This is a genomic window from Streptomyces netropsis (assembly GCF_014203545.1).
Taxonomy (GTDB): domain Bacteria; phylum Actinomycetota; class Actinomycetes; order Streptomycetales; family Streptomycetaceae; genus Streptomyces; species Streptomyces netropsis.
Map to the genome: position 1 here is coordinate 231,466 of NZ_JACHJG010000009.1, position 17,811 is coordinate 249,276.

At 71.7% G+C, this 17,811-nt stretch carries 12 protein-coding genes; 4 read left to right on the top strand and 8 right to left on the bottom strand.

The window, feature by feature from the left end; all coding sequences use genetic code 11:
• Positions 1–26 precede the first annotated feature (26 nt).
• Positions 27–719, bottom strand: a complete 693-nt coding sequence (locus FHS38_RS22040) for a GTP cyclohydrolase II (protein WP_184735983.1) — start codon at positions 717–719, stop codon at positions 27–29.
• 394 nt (positions 720–1,113) lie between these two features.
• On the opposite strand from FHS38_RS22040, the gene FHS38_RS22045 reads away from it, so the two are divergent.
• Positions 1,114–4,818, top strand: a complete 3,705-nt coding sequence (locus FHS38_RS22045; RefSeq protein WP_268246202.1) for an nSTAND1 domain-containing NTPase — start codon at positions 1,114–1,116, stop codon at positions 4,816–4,818.
• 68 nt (positions 4,819–4,886) lie between these two features.
• Here the strand turns inward: FHS38_RS22045 and FHS38_RS22050 are convergent, their stop codons facing one another.
• From FHS38_RS22050 to FHS38_RS22080, 7 genes are all read right to left on the bottom strand, one after another.
• Positions 4,887–5,885 carry a TIGR03842 family LLM class F420-dependent oxidoreductase gene (locus FHS38_RS22050; protein ID WP_184735986.1) on the bottom strand — a complete coding sequence of 333 codons (999 nt, stop codon included), beginning with the start codon at positions 5,883–5,885 and terminating at the stop codon, positions 4,887–4,889.
• Between the two features lie 11 nt (positions 5,886–5,896).
• Positions 5,897–7,297 carry a dihydropyrimidinase gene (gene hydA / locus FHS38_RS22055; RefSeq protein ID WP_184735988.1) on the bottom strand — a complete coding sequence of 467 codons (1,401 nt, stop codon included), beginning with the start codon at positions 7,295–7,297 and terminating at the stop codon, positions 5,897–5,899.
• Positions 7,294–8,568 carry an aspartate aminotransferase family protein gene (locus tag FHS38_RS22060; protein ID WP_184736155.1) on the bottom strand — a complete coding sequence of 425 codons (1,275 nt, stop codon included), beginning with the start codon at positions 8,566–8,568 and terminating at the stop codon, positions 7,294–7,296. The genes hydA and FHS38_RS22060 overlap by 4 nt, the downstream gene beginning before the upstream one ends.
• A gap of 83 nt (positions 8,569–8,651) precedes the next feature.
• A complete protein-coding gene (locus tag FHS38_RS22065) occupies positions 8,652–9,494 on the bottom strand; it encodes a nitrilase-related carbon-nitrogen hydrolase (RefSeq protein WP_184735990.1) in 843 nt (280 codons plus the stop codon).
• 237 nt (positions 9,495–9,731) lie between these two features.
• Entirely contained in the window at positions 9,732–11,564 is a 1,833-nt protein-coding gene (gene ggt / locus FHS38_RS22070) for a gamma-glutamyltransferase (RefSeq protein WP_184735991.1), read from the bottom strand.
• Positions 11,565–11,677: 113 nt separating this feature from the next.
• Positions 11,678–12,571 carry an SGNH/GDSL hydrolase family protein gene (locus tag FHS38_RS22075; protein ID WP_184735993.1) on the bottom strand — a complete coding sequence of 298 codons (894 nt, stop codon included), beginning with the start codon at positions 12,569–12,571 and terminating at the stop codon, positions 11,678–11,680.
• Between the two features lie 183 nt (positions 12,572–12,754).
• Positions 12,755–12,928: a hypothetical protein gene (locus FHS38_RS22080; protein ID WP_184735995.1), complete on the bottom strand. Its 174-nt coding sequence runs from the start codon at positions 12,926–12,928 to the stop codon at positions 12,755–12,757.
• Positions 12,929–13,476: 548 nt separating this feature from the next.
• On the opposite strand from FHS38_RS22080, the gene FHS38_RS22085 reads away from it, so the two are divergent.
• The 3 genes from FHS38_RS22085 (at position 13,477) to FHS38_RS22095 (ending at position 17,783) form a co-directional block, all read left to right on the top strand.
• The gene (locus FHS38_RS22085; RefSeq protein WP_221495222.1) at positions 13,477–13,983 is read left to right on the top strand and encodes a hypothetical protein; all 507 of its coding nucleotides are present in this window, start codon (positions 13,477–13,479) and stop codon (positions 13,981–13,983) included.
• Positions 13,984–14,136: 153 nt separating this feature from the next.
• Positions 14,137–15,723, top strand: a complete 1,587-nt coding sequence (locus FHS38_RS22090; protein ID WP_184735997.1) for a S1 family peptidase — start codon at positions 14,137–14,139, stop codon at positions 15,721–15,723.
• A 152-nt stretch (positions 15,724–15,875) separates the two neighbouring features.
• Positions 15,876–17,783 (top strand): trypsin-like serine peptidase, encoded by a 1,908-nt coding sequence (locus FHS38_RS22095; RefSeq protein ID WP_184735999.1) that lies wholly within the window; start codon positions 15,876–15,878, stop codon positions 17,781–17,783.
• Positions 17,784–17,811 lie beyond the last annotated feature (28 nt).

The window sequence follows — 17,811 nt, forward strand, 5'->3', positions numbered from 1 at the left end:
TCGGTGGTACGGCCGGCGACGGGTCGTCACTCGGCCGGGCTCATCAGCGGCGCTTCCGCGGGGAGGGAGAAGGGCGAGGTGGTGGAGGTGAACATGTGGCCACCGATCTCTCGCTTGGCCCGCAGGTAACGCGCGCTGTCGGGTGTGAGGTGAACCGCCGTGGGCTCCACGGCGGTCACGGTGATGCCGTGGGTGACGAGCTGGCCGACCTTGTCCGGGTTGTTGGTGAGCAGCCGGACGTGTGGCAGCCCCAGGGCGAGCAGCATCTGCGCCGCGACTTCGTAGTCACGCTCGTCGGCGCCTCTGCCGAGCATGCGGTTGGCTTCGTAGGTGTCGAAGTCCCGGTCCTGGAGGAGATAGGCGTCCAGCTTGTTGTAGAGCCCGATGCCTCGTCCCTCCTGACGCAGGTAGAGCAGGACGCCGCCCTCGTCCAGGAGTCGGCGGAGCGCTTCGTCGAGTTGTGACCCGCAGTCGCACCGGGTGGATCCGAGGACGTCTCCCGTGAAGCATTCGCTGTGTATCCGGACCAGCGGCTCGTCGCCCAGGGGCGGCACCACGTAGGCGGTGTGATCCCGCCCGTCGCGCAACCGCCGGAAGCTGACCAGCTCGGGGCCGCCGCCCGGGCCGGGCGCGGCGTTGGGCGGCGGCTTCCCCGCCCGTACCGCCGTCAGGGGAACGCGGGCCCGTACCGACGCCGTGCGCGGAATCGCAGAAGTCATGACCATCTCCTTCACCACCGGTGAGCGGGACGTGGGCTCGGCCCTACCCGGGCGTGCTCGAACAACGAATGCCGTACGGGCATGCGAGTCTCCTTGGGGGTCTCGGGCCCCGGCGCCGGGCTTCACCCGCGCACCGGGCCCGATGGGGTGCGACCGCCGGTCCGGGCGTCGGTGACGGTGGACCACGTTCGCGGCGGAGTGCGTGTCACTCCTTGAGGGACGTCTCACGCATACGGGACGTCACCGGCAAGGTGAGCCCGTAGCTTTGTGGCCACGTCGCCTGGCCTCAGCGTGCGGGCATCGAGGCCGCGGAGCCAAGGAGGTGACTGTCGCCTTGCGGGAGGGGAAACGGGAAACACCCGCTGACCAGCACGTACCGGCAGAGGGCGAGCCAGTGCCGGAGGAGGGCTTCGGGGAGTGCCTCAGGCGGCTGCGCGGGGAAGCGGGGATGTCGCTGGCGGCGCTGTCCCGCCTCGCGCACTACAGCAGGGGTTACCTGAGCAAGGTGGAGAACGGGCAGAAACCCCCCACGGCGGAACTGGCCCGCAGCTGCGACGACGCGCTGAACGCCGGTGGCGTGCTCGTGCGACTGGCCCTGGACCGCGACGGCCGGGGCGACGCGGCGGCCTGCCCCTACCCGGGGCTCGCCGCCTTCGGGCCGGGCGAGGCCCAGTGGTTCTTCGGGCGCGAACGCCTGATGGCGGCGCTCCTCGCCCGCGCCGACGAACACCTGCGCGGAGCGGTCCCGTTGGTGGTCGTGGGCCCCTCCGGGGCGGGCAAGTCCTCACTGCTGCACGCCGGGTTGCGGCCGGCCCTCACCCACGGCGCGCTCGCCTCGCCCGGCGGCAGTGCGCGGGGGTGGACGGTGGTGTCCTTCACCCCGACCGCCGCCCCCGTGCGCGCGCTGGCGGAGGCGCTGCGGTCCCTGACCGGCCGAGCACCGGAGGAACTGGCGGCGGCGCTCGCCGACGGCGCACAGGACGCCGCCGGTCTGGTGCGCGGCCTGCGCCGGGACGGTCCGGGCGGACTGGTCCTGGTGGTCGACCAGTTCGAGGAGGCCTTCACCGTCTGCGTGGACGAGCAGGTGCGACGGGAGTTCGTCGATGCCCTGTGCGACCTGGCCCGTGTCCCGTCCGTGCTGGTGGTGCTGGGGCTCAGGGCGGACTTCTACGGATACTGCCTGGACCATCCCGGGCTGCTGTCCGCCCTGCGCGACGGGGCCTTTCCCGTCGGGGCGATGTCCTCCGACGAACTGTACGAAGCGATCACCGGACCGGCCCGGGCAGCCGGCCTGGAGCCGGAGCCCGGGCTCGTCGAGCTGCTCCTGGCCGACCTGGGGTCCCGCGGGTCACACGGCGGCGCACTCCCGCTGCTGGCCCATGCCCTGCGGGCGACCTGGCAGCAGCACGGCAGCCTGACCGTCGCCGACTACCGCGTCACCGGCGGCATCCACGGGGCCGTCGCCGCCAGCGCCGAGCACATCTACCGGGGCCTGAGCGAAAGGGACCAGGACATCGCCCGGCACCTGCTGCTGCGCATGGTGCACCTGGCCGAGGGCGGCGAGGACACCCGGCGCCGTGTGGAGCGCGAAGGGCTGCTGGAGCAGTCGGCGGACCGGACCGCAGCGGCTGCCGTGCTCGACGCGTTCGCCCGGGCCCGCATGGTCACCTTCGACACGGACCATGCGCAGATCACCCACGAGGCGCTGCTGCGGGCCTGGCCCCGGCTGCGTGGCTGGATCGACGAGGACCGGGCCGGCCTGCTCATCCGCCAGCGGCTGCGGGAGGCCGCCGAAGCCTGGTCGCGGGCGGGCCGGGACCCCTCGCTGCTCTACCGGGGCAGCCAGTTGGCCACCGCCCGGGACTTCGCCGGGCCGCACCACCGGGACCCGCTCGACCTTGGGACGACGGAGTTCCTGACGGCCGCCCTCGCCCACGAACGCGGCCAACAGCGGGCCGAGGAGCGCCGCACCCGGCGGCTGCGGTTCCTGACCGTCGGCCTGACGCTGCTGCTGGTGTTGTCGGTGCTGGCGACCGGCGTGGCCTTCCACCTGGCCGGCGTCGCCGGCCAGCAGCGCCGGGTGGCGTCCTCCCGGGAGCTGGCGGCACGGGCAGACGCCCAGTCCTCCGGGCGCCCGGAGGCAGCCATGCTGCTCGCGGCGGAGGCCCTGCGGCGAGCCCGCACGGCCGAGGCCCGCTCCAGTCTGATCAGTGCCCACGCCCAGTACTCCGCCAGCCGGTACGCCGGTCACTCCGCCGCCGTCACGGCCGTCGCGTTCAGCCCCGACGGCCGCATGGCCGCGACAGGGGGCCTCGACCGGTGGGTGCGGGTGTGGGACGTCGAAAGCCGTCGGGTGCTCACCACGCTGGTCGGGCATACCGCTGTCGTCCGCGCCGTCGCCTTCAGCCCCGACGGACGCACGCTCGCCAGCGCGGGCGAGGACGGCACGGTGCGGCTGTACGGCATGAGCCGTGCGGGCCGCCTGCGCCACACGGCGACCCTCGGGAGGGGGCCGCACGCGGTGCACGGCCTGACATTCACCGCACGGGGCAGGCTCGTGGCCGCAGTCGGTGAGGACGGCGCGGTCCGGCTGTGGGACGTATCGACCGGCCGGCCCGAAGGAGTGCTGAAAGGACACGAGGGTGCGGTGCACTCCGTGGCGGCCACGGCGGACGGACGGCTGCTGGCCAGCGCGGGCCGGGACCGCACGGTCCGGCTGTGGGACGTGGCCGGCCGCAGCGCCGCCGGCGTCCTGAAGGGACACACCGACGCCCTGTGGAGCGTGGCGTTCAGCCCCGACGGCCGCACCCTCGCCAGCGCGGGTGAGGACCGGACCGTGCGCCTGTGGGACGCATCGGCGCGGAAAACGGTGCGGACACTGGAAGGGCATACCGACACCCTGCACGAGGTCGCCTTCAGCCCGGACGGAAAGGTACTGGCCAGCGCGGGCGAGGACCGTGCCGTCCGCCTCTGGAACGTGGACGACGGCCGCCCGGCCGGGTCGTTCTCCGCGAGCCAGGAGATCCTCACCGTGGCCTTCGCGCCCCGAGGGGCGGTGCTGGCCGTCGGTGACCATCGCGTCGTGCGGCTGTGGGACACCGATCGCTCCCGCCTCGCCGGTACGCTCTCGAGCCGGCAGGACACGCCCTCCTGGGCCGCCGTCAGCCCCGACGGCACGACACTCGCCACCGGCGGGGAGGACGGCCGGATCCTGCTGTCGGGGATGGAGGACCGCCGGACGCTCGGGGTGCTGCGGGGGCACCGGGGCCCTGTCGTCTGGGCCGGATTCTCTCCGGACGGTACGAGACTGGCCGGCCTCGGCCACGACCGCGCGATCCTGCTGTGGGATGTCCGCCGGCGCACCCTCGTCGGCCGGCTGACCGGCCACCACGACGATCCATGGGTGCTGGCCTTCAGTCCGGACGGCAAGACCCTGGCCGGAGCCTGTGACGACGGCCGGATCCTGCTGTGGGATCTCGGCGGCCGCCGGATGACGCGCACCATCTCCGGCCACGAGGGGAGCGTCTGGGGCCTGGCCTTCAGTCCCGACGGCAGAACACTGGCCAGTGCGGGAGCCGATCGCGTCGTGCGCCTTTGGGATCTGAGCGGGAACAGCCGCAGGACCGTCGAGCTGCGCGGCTACCCCGGCATCGTGATGACGGTGGCCTTCAGTCCGGACCGCCGGCACCTCGCGGCGGCGGGCTTCGGCGGCTCCGTGTGGCTGTGGGACGTACAAAGCCGCCGTCCGGTGACGGTACTGAAGGGCCACACCGACACGGTCTGGGCGATGGACTTCAGTCCCGACGGTCGTGCGCTGGTGACCGGAGGGGAGGACCGCGCGGTCAGGGTGTGGGACGTGGCCCGACGGTCCTCGATCACCCTGACCGGCCACACCGGGAGCGTCAAAAGCGTGGACTTCGGCCCCGACGGCCGGGCGCTCGCGTCCGCCGGAGACGACGGCACCACACGTCTGTGGCAGCTCGACGAGCAGCGGATCGCCGACAGCCTGTGCGACCTCCTCGGCACGGAACTCGTGACCGCGGAGTGGCGCCTGCTGTTCCCCGGCGCCGGGGCGCCGCGCTCACCTCGCTGCCCGTAACGGCGACGGCCGTGCCTGCGGGACCGGGCACTGCGGCAAGCCGACGCCCCGGCGCCCCGCCGGGCCGGTCAGGTGAGTACGGGGATGATCGCGGAGCCGTACGCGTCGATCGTGGCCTCCTTCGCGTCGTGCATGGCGTAGACCGCGAACTGGTCGACGCCCAGGGCCCGTAGCTCCTCCAGCCGCTCGCGGTGCGCCGCGACCGGGCCGAGCAGGCAGAAGCGGTCCACGATCTCGTCGGGCACGAAGTCCGTGGAGGGGTTCCCGGCCCGGCCGTGGTGGCTGTAGTCGTAGCCCTCGCGCTGCTTGATGTACGCGGTGAGGGCCTCGGGCACCATCCCGGAGCCCTCGCCGTAGCGGGCGACCAGGTCGGCGACGTGATTGCCGACCATGCCGCCGAACCAGCGGCACTGCTCCCGCGCGTGCGCCAGGTCGTCCCCCACGTAGGCGGGCGCGGCCACGCAGATGGTGACGGACGCCGGGTCGCGGCCGGCTTCGGCGGCGGCGGTGCGGACGGCCTGGACCATCCACGCGGTCAGCGTCGGGTCGGCGAGTTGGAGGATGAAGCCGTCGGCCTCCTGCCCGGCGAGGGCGAGGGCCTTCGGCCCGTAGGCGCCCATCCAGACGGGCAGCTTGCCGTCCCGCACCCAGGGCAGGCGCAGCGTCGTGCCGCCGACGTCGGCCTCGCGTCCCTCCGCGAGGTCGCGGATGACGTGGATCGATTCGCGGAGCGTGGCGAGCGTGTTGGGCTTGCGCCCGGCGACCCGCATCGCCGAGTCGCCGCGGCCGATACCGCAGACGGTGCGGTTGCCGTACATGTCGTTGAGCGTGGCGAAGGTGGAGGCGGTGACCTCCGGGGTGCGGGTGGTGGGGTTGGTGACCATGGGCCCGACGATGAGCCGTTCGGTGTGTTCCAGGATGCGGCTGTAGATGACGAAGGGCTCCTGCCACAGCACGGCGGAGTCGAAGGTCCAGCCGTAGCGGAAACCGGAGCGCTCGGCGCGGCGCATGAGGTCCACCACGGCGGTGGCGGGCGGGTCGGTCTGCAGGACGAGTCCGAAGTCCACGCGGGGATCTCCTAGTTCAGGTACTGGCAGGTGGAACGGGGGGTGAAACGGCCGTGGCCGGCCCGCCCGACGAACTCACGCTTGTCGATGACGGGTTCACCGCGCGAGAGGACCGTCTCGACCCGGCCGGACACGGTCTTTCCCTCGTACGCCGAGTAGTCGACGTTCATGTGGTGGGTCTCGGCGGAGAGCGTCTGCTGCGCGTTCGGGTCGTAGACGACGATGTCGGCGTCACCCCCGGGGGTGATGGTGCCCTTGTGGGGGGCGAGGCCGAACATCCGGGCCGGGGCGGCGCAGGCGATCTCGATCCAGCGGCGGCGGGAGATGTGCCCGTCGACGACGGCCTGGTGGAGGAGGTCCATGCGGTTCTCCACGCCGGGCAGCCCGTTGGGGATCTTGGAGAAGTCGCCGCGGCCCAGGTCCTTCTGGCCGGAGAAGCAGAAGGGGCAGTGGTCGGTGGAAACGACCTGGAGGTCGTCGGTGCGCAGTCCGCGCCAGAGCGCGGCCTGGTGCTCGCGGGGCCGCAGCGGTGTCGAGCAGACGTACTTCGCGCCCTCGAAGCCCGGCTCGGCGAGGTTGTCGGTGGACAGGAAGAGGTACTGCGGACACGTCTCACCGAAGACGGGCAGGTCCATGCCCCTGGCCCGGGCCAGCTCGGCGACGGCCTCCTCGGCCGAGACGTGCACCACGTACAGGGGGCTGCCGGCGACGCGGGCGAGCTGGATGGCGCGGTGCGTGGCCTCGGCCTCCAGCAGCGCCTTGCGGACCTCGCCGTGGTAGCGGGGGTCGGTCCGGCCGGCGGCGAGTGCCTGTTCGACCAGGACGTCGATGGCGATGCCGTTCTCGGCGTGCATCATGATCAGCCCGCCGTTGCCGGCGGCGTGCTGCATGGCCCGCAGGATCTGGCCGTCGTCGCTGTAGAACACGCCCGGGTAGGCCATGAAGAGCTTGAACGACGTCACGCCCTCCCCCACCAGGAGGTCCATCTCCTTCAGCGAGGCGTCGTTCACATCGGAGAGGATCATGTGGAAGGCGTAGTCGATCGCGCAGGTGCCCTGGGACTTGGCGTGCCAGGTGTCGAGCCCCTCGCGCAGCGCCCGGCCGCGGGACTGGACCGCGAAGTCGACGACGGTCGTGGTGCCGCCCCACGCCGCGGCGCGGGTCCCCGTCTCGAAGGTGTCGGAGGAGGCGGTGCCGCCGAAGGGGAGGTCGAAGTGGGTGTGGGCGTCGACGCCGCCCGGGATGACGTACTTGCCCGTGGCGTCGATCGTCCGGTCGGCGGTCCAGCCCCCGGCGAACGCGCTGTCGGGCGTGGCGAGGGCCGCGACCTTGCCGTCCTCGACGAGGACGTCCGCGTACCCCTCCTCCGCCGCGGTGATGACGAGCCCCCCGCGGATGACGGTCCTGGTCATGGCCGTTCCTTTCCGGCGATCGCGTGCTGGGCCCGGCGCAGCGCCTCTTCGAGGAGCGCGGCACCCTCCTCGGCCTCGGTGATGGTGAGCGTCATCGGCGGGGCGATGCGCAGGGTGTTGCCGTCGCGGCCGCCCTTGCCGACGAGCAGACCGAGCTCCCGGGCGGCTTCGAGGGTGAGCGCGGCGGCCTCCGGTGAGGGCGAGCCGTCCTCCCCGACCAGCTCCATGCCGATCATCAGGCCGCGGCCGCGTACCTCGCGGACGACCGGCAGGCCGGCGGCGACGGCCCGCAGCCGCTCGATGAGGAGGCCGCCGACGCGGCGGGCGTTGCCCTGGAGGTCGTGCTCCAGGAGGTAGGTGAGGTTGGCGAGGCCGGCCGCCATGGTGACGGGGCTGCCGCCGAAGGTGGAGATGGAGTTGGCGCCCAGGCAGTTCATGACCTCGGCCCGGGCGACGACGCCGCCCACCGACATGCCGTTGCCGATGCCCTTGGCGAAGGTGAGCACGTCGGGCGGGCCGCTGTGGGCGTGGGCCTGCCAGCCCCAGAAGTGGTCGCCGGTGCGGCCCCAGCCGGTCTGCACCTCGTCGGTGATCCACAGGATGCCGCGCGGGGCGAGGACCTCGCGGAAGGCCGCGTACAGCCCGTCGGGGGGTGCGGTGAACCCGCCGACGCCCTGGACGGGTTCGGCGATCAGCGCGGCGACGTTGCCGTGGGTCTGGGCGAGCACGTCCTCCAGGTCCGCGACACAGGCCTCGATGAACCGCGCGTCGGACAGGTGGGCGAAGGGGCCGCGGGTGCGGATGCCGCCGTGCACGTACAGCGTCTGGAACGGGGAGAGGCTGGTGGGCGACCAGTCGGCGTTGCCGGTGATGGCGACGGAGGCGAAGGACCGGCCGTGGTAGCTGTTGCGCATCGCCAGGACCTGGTTGGACCGGCGGTAGGAGGTGGCGAGCAGCAGGGCCGCGTCATTGGCCTCGGTGCCGGAGGTGGTGAAGAAGACCCGTGCGTCGGGGATGCCGGAGAGGGCGGCGATCCGCTCGGCCAACTCGACCATGTGCCGGTCGAGATAGAGCGTGGAGGTGTGCAGGATGCGCCCGGCCTGGTCGCCGACGGCCTTGGTGACCTCGGGCAGGGCGTGGGCGGTCATGGTGGTGAGGATGCCGCCGAAGAAGTCGAGGTAGCGTCTGCCCTCGGCGTCCCACACGTGGCGGCCCTCGCCGTGGGTGATCTCCAGCGGGTCGCGGTAGTAGAGCGCGAGCCACTCGGGCATGACGGCCCGGTGCCGGTCGCGCAGACCGGAGGGGGCCGGAGCAGGAGCCGGGACGGAGGTCGCACCGCCGGGGGCCCCCGCGCTCACGGCTGGACCAGCCCGTCGTACGCGTCGGGCCTGCGATCCCGGTAGAACGCCCACTGCTGACGCACTTCCTCGATCACGGAGAAGTCGAGGTCGCGGACGATCAGCTCCTCCTTGGTGTCGCTCGCGACGTCACCGACGAACTGGCCGCGCGGGTCGACGAAGTACGACGTGCCGTAGAAGTCGTTGTCGCCGTACTCCTCCTGGCCCACGCGGTTGATCGCGGCGACGAAGTACTCGTTGGCGACGGCCGCCGCGGGCTGTTCCAGCTTCCACAGGTGGGCGGAGAGTCCGCGCGAGGTGGCGGAGGGGTTGTAGACCAGCTGGGCTCCGGCGAGGCCCAGCGAGCGCCAGCCCTCGGGGAAGTGGCGGTCGTAGCAGATGTAGACGCCGACCTTGCCGACGGCCGTGTCGAAGACCGGCCAGCCGAGATTGCCGGGCTTGAAGTAGTACTTCTCCCAGAAGCCCTTGACCTGGGGGATGTGGTGCTTGCGGTACTTCCCCAGATAGCTGCCGTCGGCGTCGATGACGGCGGCGGTGTTGTAGTAGAAGCCGGACTGCTCGACCTCGAAGACGGGCACGACGATCACCATGCCGGTCTCGCGGGCGAGGTCGCGCATGCGGCTCACCGTGGGTCCGTCCGGGACCGGCTCGGCCCAGCGGTAGTGCTCGCTCTCCTGCACCTGGCAGAAATAGGGGGCGTTGAAGACTTCCTGGAAGCCGATCACCTTCGCGCCCTGCGCGGCGGCGGCACGGGCGTGTTCCTCGTGCTTGGCGATCATCGACTCGGTGTCACCGGTCCAGGAGGCCTGGACGAGTGCGGCGCGGACAACGTTGGCCATGAGCTGCTCCTTTGCCGGGGCGTCAGCCAGCCCGTCACGTAGATCACGTGTGGATGCGACCGTATGACCCGCCCCGACTCGTGGCAAGACCATCCGGCTTCCTGTGGACAACCCGTCGCGCGGACGGGCGCGTACGGCCGACGGGCGCGCCCGGACACCGCGACGGGCGGCGGGCCGGGAGGCCCGCCGCCCGCGAGCGCGGCGTACGCGCGACGTTCCGCCGTCCGGGAGGGCCGGCTACCGGCCGGACGGGTGGACGACCATCGCGGAGCCGCCGCCGCGCCTGACCCGTTCGGCGGCCGCCAGCCAGCGGCCGTCCGGCAGCCGCTGGACCCCGGTGGCCGCGCCGATCTCCGGGTTCTGCTTGAACACGTGGCCGAGGGCTTCGAGCCGCCCTCTGAGCCGGCTGTCCCACAGGCCCGGCTCCAGCTCGGTCGCCGCAGCGTTGCGCTGGCTGGCGCGCGGCGCGGCGATCGCGTCGACGAGCGGCATCCCGCGGTCCACGTGGTTGAGCAGCGTCTGCAGGACCGTGGTGATGATCGTGGCGCCGCCGGGCGAGCCGAGCGCGAAGGCGGGCCGCCCATCCTCGAGGACGATCGTCGGCGAGACGGACGAGCGCGGGCGCTTGCCGGGGCCGGGCAGGTTCGGGTCGTGGACGCCCGGGCTCACCGGCACGAAGGAGAAGTCGGTCAGTTCGTTGTTGAGCAGGAACCCACGCCCCGGCACGGTGATGCCGCTGCCGCCGGTCTGCTCGATGGTCAGGGTGTAGGCGACGACGTTGCCCCACTTGTCGGCGGTCGTCAGGTGCGTGGTGTGCTCACCCTCGTAGGGAGTGGGAGCGGCCTTGCCGTGGGTGCCGCAGGGCACCGGCCGGCGCGGGTCGCCCGGGGCGAGCGGGCTGGTCAGCACCGCGTCGTCCTTGACCAGGCACGCGCGCGCGTCGGCGAAGCGCTGGGAGGTCAGCCCCTTGGTGGGCACCTTCTCGTGCGCCGGGTCGCCGACCCAGCGGTTGCGGTCGGCGAACGCGACCCGGCTGGCCTCGATGTAGCGGTGCAGATAGGTCTTCTCGTCGAGCTTCGAGAGGTCGCCGCGCTCCAGGATGTTGAGCGCCTCGGCGACGGTGGTGCCGCCGGAGGACGAGGGGGCGACGCCGTAGACGTCGAGGCCCCGGTAGGACGTCCGGGTGGGCTCCTGCTTCTTCGCCGCGTACGCGCGCAGGTCCCGTGCCGTCAGGTCGCCGGGGCGCACGACGCGCTCGGCCTTGGGGTCGACGGGGGGCTTGCGTACGGTCCGTACGATGTCGCGGCCGACCTCGCCCCGGTAGACCGCTTCGACGCCCTCCTCGGCCAGCAGCTCGTAGGTGCGCGCGAGGTCGGGGTTCTTCAGGGTCGTGCCGACGGCCGGCGGCTGCCCGCCGGGCAGGAAGAGTTCGGCGCTGGCCGGGAAGTCCTTGAAGCGCGCCTGGTTGTCGGCGGTCTGCTTGCGGAAGGTGGCGTCGACGGTGAAGCCCTCGCGGGCGATGCGCTGGGCGGGGCGCAGTACCTGGGCGAGCGACCGGCTGCCCCAGGTGCGCAGGGCGGTGTCCCAGGTGGCAGGGGTGCCCGGGGTGCCGACGCTGCGGCCGCTGGTGACGGCGTCCGCGAACGGGATGGGCTTGCCGTTCTCCAGGAAGAGGGCCTTGGTGGCGCTGAGCGGGGCCCGCTCACGGCCGTCGATCATGGAGATCCGGTGCCGCTTCGCGTCGTAGTGGAGGAAGTAGCCGCCGCCGCCGACCCCGGCCGAGTAGGGCTCGGTGACGCCGAGCGCGGCGGCGGTGGCCACCGCCGCGTCGACGGCGTTGCCGCCCTTGCGCAGCACTTCGATGCCGGCGGCCGACGCGTCGGGGTCGACGCTGGCCACCGCGCCGCCGTAGCCGACGGCGACGGGCGTCTTCGCGGGTGTGCGGGCGGCGTTCGTGCGCTCCGTCGTGCCCGCCGCCGAGGCGGCGGGCACGACGGCCGTGGCGACCAGCGCGGCCGTCACGGCGAGTACGGGCAGACGTCGTTGGGCGGTCGATCTCGCGCGGGCCATCCTTACCTCCAAGCGGGGCGAACGAGCCCCGGAGCCTACTCGGAGGGCGGGCCGGAAGACAGGGTGCCGCGCACGGTGACCTCGCCCGGAACGTCAGGCCCGGTGCCGCTCCCTCAGCGCTTCTTGGCGACGCCGGACACCGCGCGCGCCATGGCCTCCTCGCCCTTGGCGTTGGGGTGGAACGGCGCGGCCGGGTTCTCCGGGCTCGCACCCTCGACCCAACGGTCGGCGGCGGGCACGCAGACGTCGTGGCCGACGGTCGGGCCGTAGGTGTCGGCGTAGCGGACACCGGCCTTGGCGGCCTGCTGCTTCAGCATCGTGTTGAGGTGCTTCTCGGTGTCCCGCAGGTAGCCGACGTCACCGGCGGCGATCGGGACGGCCGGGAAGCAGCCGACCCCGTTGTCCGGCATGATCGTGGGGTAGCCGACGATCACGACGCGGGCGTGCGGGGCGCGCTTGTGCACGTCCTTCAGCACCCGGGCGACCTTGGGCGCGGCGGCGGCGATCCGGTCGGTGAGCTGGTCCTTGCCGCCCTCGGTGTACTTCGTGCGGCAGGGCGCGCCGGCCGGGTCGGTCGCGGACAGCTGCGCGCAGGTGCCGATGATGTCGCCGAAGCCGATGTCGTTGCCGCCGATACCGAGGGTGACGAGCGTGGTGCGCTTGTCGAGGGCGTTCAGCTGGGGCGGGTTGGCGCCCTGCGTCCGCCACATGTCGTCGGTGGTCGCGCCGCTGCAGCTGACGTCCTTGAACGTCCGCGTGTGCAGCCACTTGGCGTTGAGCGAGGGGTAGTTGACGCTGGACCGCGCGCAGTCGCCGCCCGTCTGCTCGGGGACGCCCGGCGCGGAGGTGTACGAGTCGCCGAGGGCGACGTAACGCTCCCCGCCCGTGCCCGGGCCGGCCTCGGAGGCCCCCGCGGGAGCGGCGACGCCGACCGCCAGCGCCCCCACCGCGCCGAACGCCGCCAGCGCCTTCCCGTACCGCCCACCGCGTGCGTAAGCCTCTGCCACTACTGCCTCCGAAGGTGTGTCGGGTGACCGCCGATGATCACCGCGCGGGAGTCAGACTCGCTCCGTGGTGACTGTCTGTCAACGTGAGCCCTCACCCGCCCGGGCGGGCACGGGCGGGGAGAGCCTCCCCCGACGAATTCGGGGCCGCACGCCTTCGCGTGCGGCCCCGAGTGTCCTGCATGGTCAGCGCTGAGCGCCGCGCTCGAGCGGTTCGAGGTTCGACCACAGCGGCTCCTTGCCGATGCCACTCATGTACGGGTCGAGATCGGTGTACGCGTCCATGCTCACCGACTGCCCCTCCAGCCACACGGTGTCGCACTCCTCGCAGACCTCGATGACGTCGACCTGCTCGCGCACGCGACATCTGACGACCCACCCCTGATCACATCGGGGGCACCAGTCCATCTGGGCTCCTTCTCCGACCCGTGGAGAGGCCGGATTGTTTTTGCCGGCTCCCGGGCCGAAGACGACGCACAGGCTCTTCTCACCCGGCCGGATTGCCGGAATCCGTTTGATGATTCCTTCCCCCCTCGGACGTCGTCCCGGTACGCGCCCGCGGGACCCTCCCCCGAAATGCTCGCGACAACCTCCCTTCCCTTTACCCGCATTGCCTCAAGGACCCGGCGAGCATAACCGCCTCGACCGGCCTACCTGACGGCAAATTCGGAGGTCAGAATTCCGCTTCTCATGCACAAGTTCAAGCCATCCACGCCCCGTTGATAATGTCATGCTCACAACCAGCGCGTTACTGGCAGTACGCCTTTGAAGTGGGGCCGAATAGCACCTGACGAACCTTCAAGAACCAGCAAAGTCAAAGCAGGTGATAGGTTCCAGCCACCCGCCTTTATCCCACCATTACGTGCAACGGCATGCGCCGTGCTGCACGCATCCGGAAGGAATCCCTGGTGATATCTCGCGCGCGCAGAATGCTGCTTGCCGGCGTTATCGGTGGCGTCTCCGCCGTCACCGCTGCTTCCGCCTTCGCTTTCGCGGCCCCGGCCCCGGCCGCGGACGAAGCCACTCCGCCTTCGGCGATCGAGGACTTCGAGTACCCGGGTGCGGCGAAGATCCTCAAGGAGACCGGCATCACCCTTCGCAAGGGCGACGGCCGCATCCTGCTGGGCGACTGCGCCACGGACAGCGACATCATCGTGATGACGCGTCCCACCCCGCAGACCAAGGCGGACAAGTACTGCTTCCGCCTCACGGGCGACAAGAAGTCGGGCTACCTCACGCTGGAGATCCCGCGCGTGTTCGGCCTCCAGACCGAGGACCACCCGGTCCGGGCCACCGTCACCGCCAACGGCGCCTCGCAGACCGTCGACGTGCCCAAGAACGACCTCAAGGGCGTCGGCGAGGGCATCCCCGGCGGCGAGCCCACCGCGCTCGTCGAGCTCCGCGTCACCGGCTGACCCACGCCACCGCCCCGCCGGTCCTCCGGCGCGACGGGCACCGGCTGACCCACCCGGTCAGCGCTCCCAGGCCCGGGACGCACACCCGCGCCCCCGGCCGTGACGGCCCCACCGGCCCTCTCGCACATCCAGCCATCTCAGAAGGAACCGAACATGTCCGGCAGACGTTCACGCGCAGCGTGGGTCACCGCTCTTCTCACCACCACCGTCTCCGCAGGCCTGCTGACCGGCACCCCGGCCAACGCCGTCGTGGGTGACAACCCGGCCGACGGGACCTACGCGTTCACCGCGAAGCTCGACATCGGCGGCAAGCGCAGCTGCTCCGGCGCGCTCGTCGAGCAGGGCTGGGTCATCACCGCGGCCAGCTGCTTCGCCGACAGCCCCGCCCAGGGCTTCAAGATCGCCGCGGGTGCGCCCAAGCTGAAGACGACCGTGACGGTCGGCCGCACGAACCTCTCCTCGACGGCCGGCGTCGTGACCGAGGCCGTCGAGCTCGTCCCGCGCGACGACCGCGACCTCGTCATGGTCAAGCTCGCCCAGCCCGTCACCGGCGTCGCCCCCGTCGCCGTCTCCTCCACCGCCCCCAAGCAGGGTGACGAGGTGCGGGTCGCCGGCTACGGCCGCACCAAGACCGAGTGGATCCCCCAGCGTCTGCACAGCAACGCCTTCACCGTCGACTCGGTGAAGGACACCTCGGTCGGCCTCGCCGGCAAGGGTGCCGACGCGGTCGTCTGCAAGGGCGACACCGGTGGCCCGGCCTTCCGTGAGAACGCCGGTCGCGCCGAGCTGGCCTCGATCAACACCGCCTCCTGGCAGGGCGGCTGCTTCGGCACCGACGCGGCCGAGACCCGCAAGGGCGCCGTCAACACCCGCGTCGACGACGTCGCCGGCTGGGTGTCCTCGGTCTACTCCCGCGGTCTGCTGAACAAGGCGAACTGGAAGAACGCCGACCTTCTGGCCTCCGGCTACTTCACCGGCGGCTCGGCCGGTGGCAAGCGCCACATGGACATGATCGTCCGCTGGACCGACGGCTCCGTCACCCTGTACCAGGGTGCCGAGTTCAACGACCCGAAGTACCCCTTCTCCTCGGAGTACAAGCTCGCCGAGGCCGGCAGCACCTTCAAGTACGCGCGGGCCATCTCGGGCGGCCGCTTCACCGAGAACGGCTCGGACGGTCTCATCGTCCGCTGGTCCGACGGTGAGCTCACCGAGTACACCCACGTGGACCAGAACGGCTTCCACGACGAGAAGAAGCTCGCCGACCCCAACGCCGCCTGGAAGAACGCCAAGCTGGTGACCGCCGGCCGCTACACGGCCAACGCGCTCCGCGACGACATGTTCGTCGTCTGGGTCGACGGCTCGATCTCGATGTACTCCGACATCGACGCCAACGGCATCCGCAAGGCCACCCAGGTCCAGAAGGCCAACTCGACCTGGACGCACGCCGAGCAGATCGGCGCCGGCGAGTTCACCGGCAAGAAGACCAGCGACCTGATGGTCCGCTGGTCCGACGGTGAGGGCACCATCTACCCGGGCGTCGACACCGCGGGCCTGCACGGCGAGATCAAGATCCGTGACCCCAAGTCCGCCTGGACCGACGCCACGGTGATCACCGTCGGCGCGTTCGACGCGAACAAGGTCCCCAACGACGTCATCGTCCGCTGGGCCAACGGCAGCCTCACCATGTACCCGGGCGTCGACAGCGCCGGTACCCACAACGAGGTCCGTCTCGTCGGCTGACCCCTCTGACGGCGCCGGGCCGGCCGCCCCTTCCGACATGGCCGGCCCCGGTGTGCGGATCGACGCGGCCCTTCCGCCCGGACCGGGCGGAAGGGCCGCGTCGCCGTCTCGGGCCCGTATGACCCCACCCTCCTGATCGGAGTTCTGTTCTCTTGCGTACGTCACGCCTCCGTCGTCTCGCCGTCTCGGCGGCCTGCGGCACCCTCCTCACCGTCGTCGGTGGCACCACCGCGACGGCCGCCCCGGCGCCGACCCCCGGTACGGGCCCGAAGGCGACTCCCGGTGCGAGCCCCACGGCCCCCCGCGCCGAACCCACGCCGAAGCCCCGGACCGGCACCGACACCGCAGCCGTCGACAACGGCGAGTGGTCGGTGGAGGACGCCCTGCGGTTCTGGACCCCGCAGCGCATCACCTCCGCGACCGACCCCTCCGGCCGCGTCGCGAAGCCCCCGACGACCACCCCGCCCAAGGCCGCGCCGAAGGCCAGGGGTCTGGCGGGCGCCAAGCCGGACACCTCCGAGCACTTCCCCGGCATCAAGTCCGTCGGCATGCTCTTCGCCGTCGACAAGGACATGCGGGCGCACTACTGCTCGGCGAGCGCGGTGCAGAGCGGCACCCGCAGCCTCATGCTGACGGCGGGCCACTGCCAGAACTCCAAGGCGGTGTTCGTCCCGCAGTACGACCCGACGAAGTCGCTCCAGAACCAGCCGTACGGCATCTGGCCGGTCGAGGAGTGGTTCGCGGACAAGAGCTACGGGAAGAACGCCAAGGGCCCCGAGTCGGACCTGGACTTCGCGTTCGCGCGCGTCAAGGAGAACGACGGCAAGAAGCTCCAGGACGTCGTGGGCGGCAGCACCCTGGCCCGTACGCCGGGCTTCGAGAACACCACCACCGTGATCGGCTACCCCTCGGTCGGTCACAACCCGCAGGACCTCCCGGTCCAGTGCACCACGCCCACGGACGCGCTGCCGGGCTTCAACCAGATGCGCATCGACTGCGCGGGCATGTGGGGCGGCGTCTCCGGCGGCCCCTGGTTCTCCAAGATCGACCGGGCGACCGGCACCGGCGAGATCATCGGCAACGTGGGCGGCTACAACGGCGGCGGCCCCGCCGTGCCGAGCAGCGACCCGATGTACAACCGCATCAGCTACAGCCCGATGTACGGCGACCGGTTCTTCCAGCTGTACGACGACGCCGAGCACGGCCGGCACTCCGACCCCGGCCCGTACCGCCAGCCGCAGCTGCCGTTCTCCCTCGGTGGTGCGGAGAAGTGGCAGCAGGCCAAGTTCACGGCCGCCGGCGACTTCACCGGCAGCGGCCGCGGCGATCTGATCGCGGTGTGGGCCGACGGCTCGGCCAGCCTCTTCGAGGGCGCCGAGACCAAGGACGCCAAGCACCCGTTCTCCTCCGAGGTCAAGCTCGCCGGTCCGGGCAGCGTCTGGCAGTACGCGCGCACCATCAGCGCCGGTACCTTCACCGGCAGCGGCACCGACGGCCTCCTCGTGCGCTGGTCCGACGGTGAGCTCACCGAGTACACCCATGTGGACCGCGGCGGTTTCCACGACGAGAAGAAGCTCGCCGACCCCAACGCCGCCTGGAAGAACGCCAAGCTGATCACCTCCGGCCGCTACACGGCCAACGCGCTGCGCGACGACATGGTCGTCGTCTGGGCCAACGGCTCGGTCACGATGTACCCCGACGTCGACACCAACGCCATCCGCAAGGAGACCCAGCTGGTCGGCGCGAACTCGACGTGGCCCAACGCCACGCAGATCAGCGCCGGCGAGTTCACCGGCAAGGGCACCGGCGACCTGCTGGTCCGCTGGGGTGACGGCGAGGGCACCATCTACCCCGGCGTCGACGCCGCCGGTCTGCACGGCGAGATCAAGGTCAGGCCCGCCAAGTCCGCGTGGACCAAGGCCGAGGTGTTCACGGTGGGGTCCTTCTCCCCCGGCAGCCGTCTCAACGACATCCTCGTCCGGTGGACCAACGGCAACCTCAGCATGTACACCGGCGTCGACGCCGCCGGTACGCACGCAGAGGTCCAGCTCGTCGGCTGATCCGCCGCCCTGCCCTCGGGCCGGCTTC

Excerpts from the sequence above, each read along its gene's own strand:
- FHS38_RS22090 (WP_184735997.1), top strand. The coding sequence starts at position 14,137 with ATGTCCGGCAGACGTTCACGCGCAGCGTGGGTCACCGCTCTTCTCACC.
- FHS38_RS22065 (WP_184735990.1), bottom strand. The coding sequence starts at position 9,494 with ATGGCCAACGTTGTCCGCGCCGCACTCGTCCAGGCCTCCTGGACCGGT.
- FHS38_RS22040 (WP_184735983.1), bottom strand. The coding sequence starts at position 719 with ATGACTTCTGCGATTCCGCGCACGGCGTCGGTACGGGCCCGCGTTCCC.
- ggt (WP_184735991.1), bottom strand. The coding sequence starts at position 11,564 with ATGGCCCGCGCGAGATCGACCGCCCAACGACGTCTGCCCGTACTCGCC.
- hydA (WP_184735988.1), bottom strand. The coding sequence starts at position 7,297 with ATGACCAGGACCGTCATCCGCGGGGGGCTCGTCATCACCGCGGCGGAG.
- FHS38_RS22060 (WP_184736155.1), bottom strand. The coding sequence starts at position 8,568 with ATGCCCGAGTGGCTCGCGCTCTACTACCGCGACCCGCTGGAGATCACC.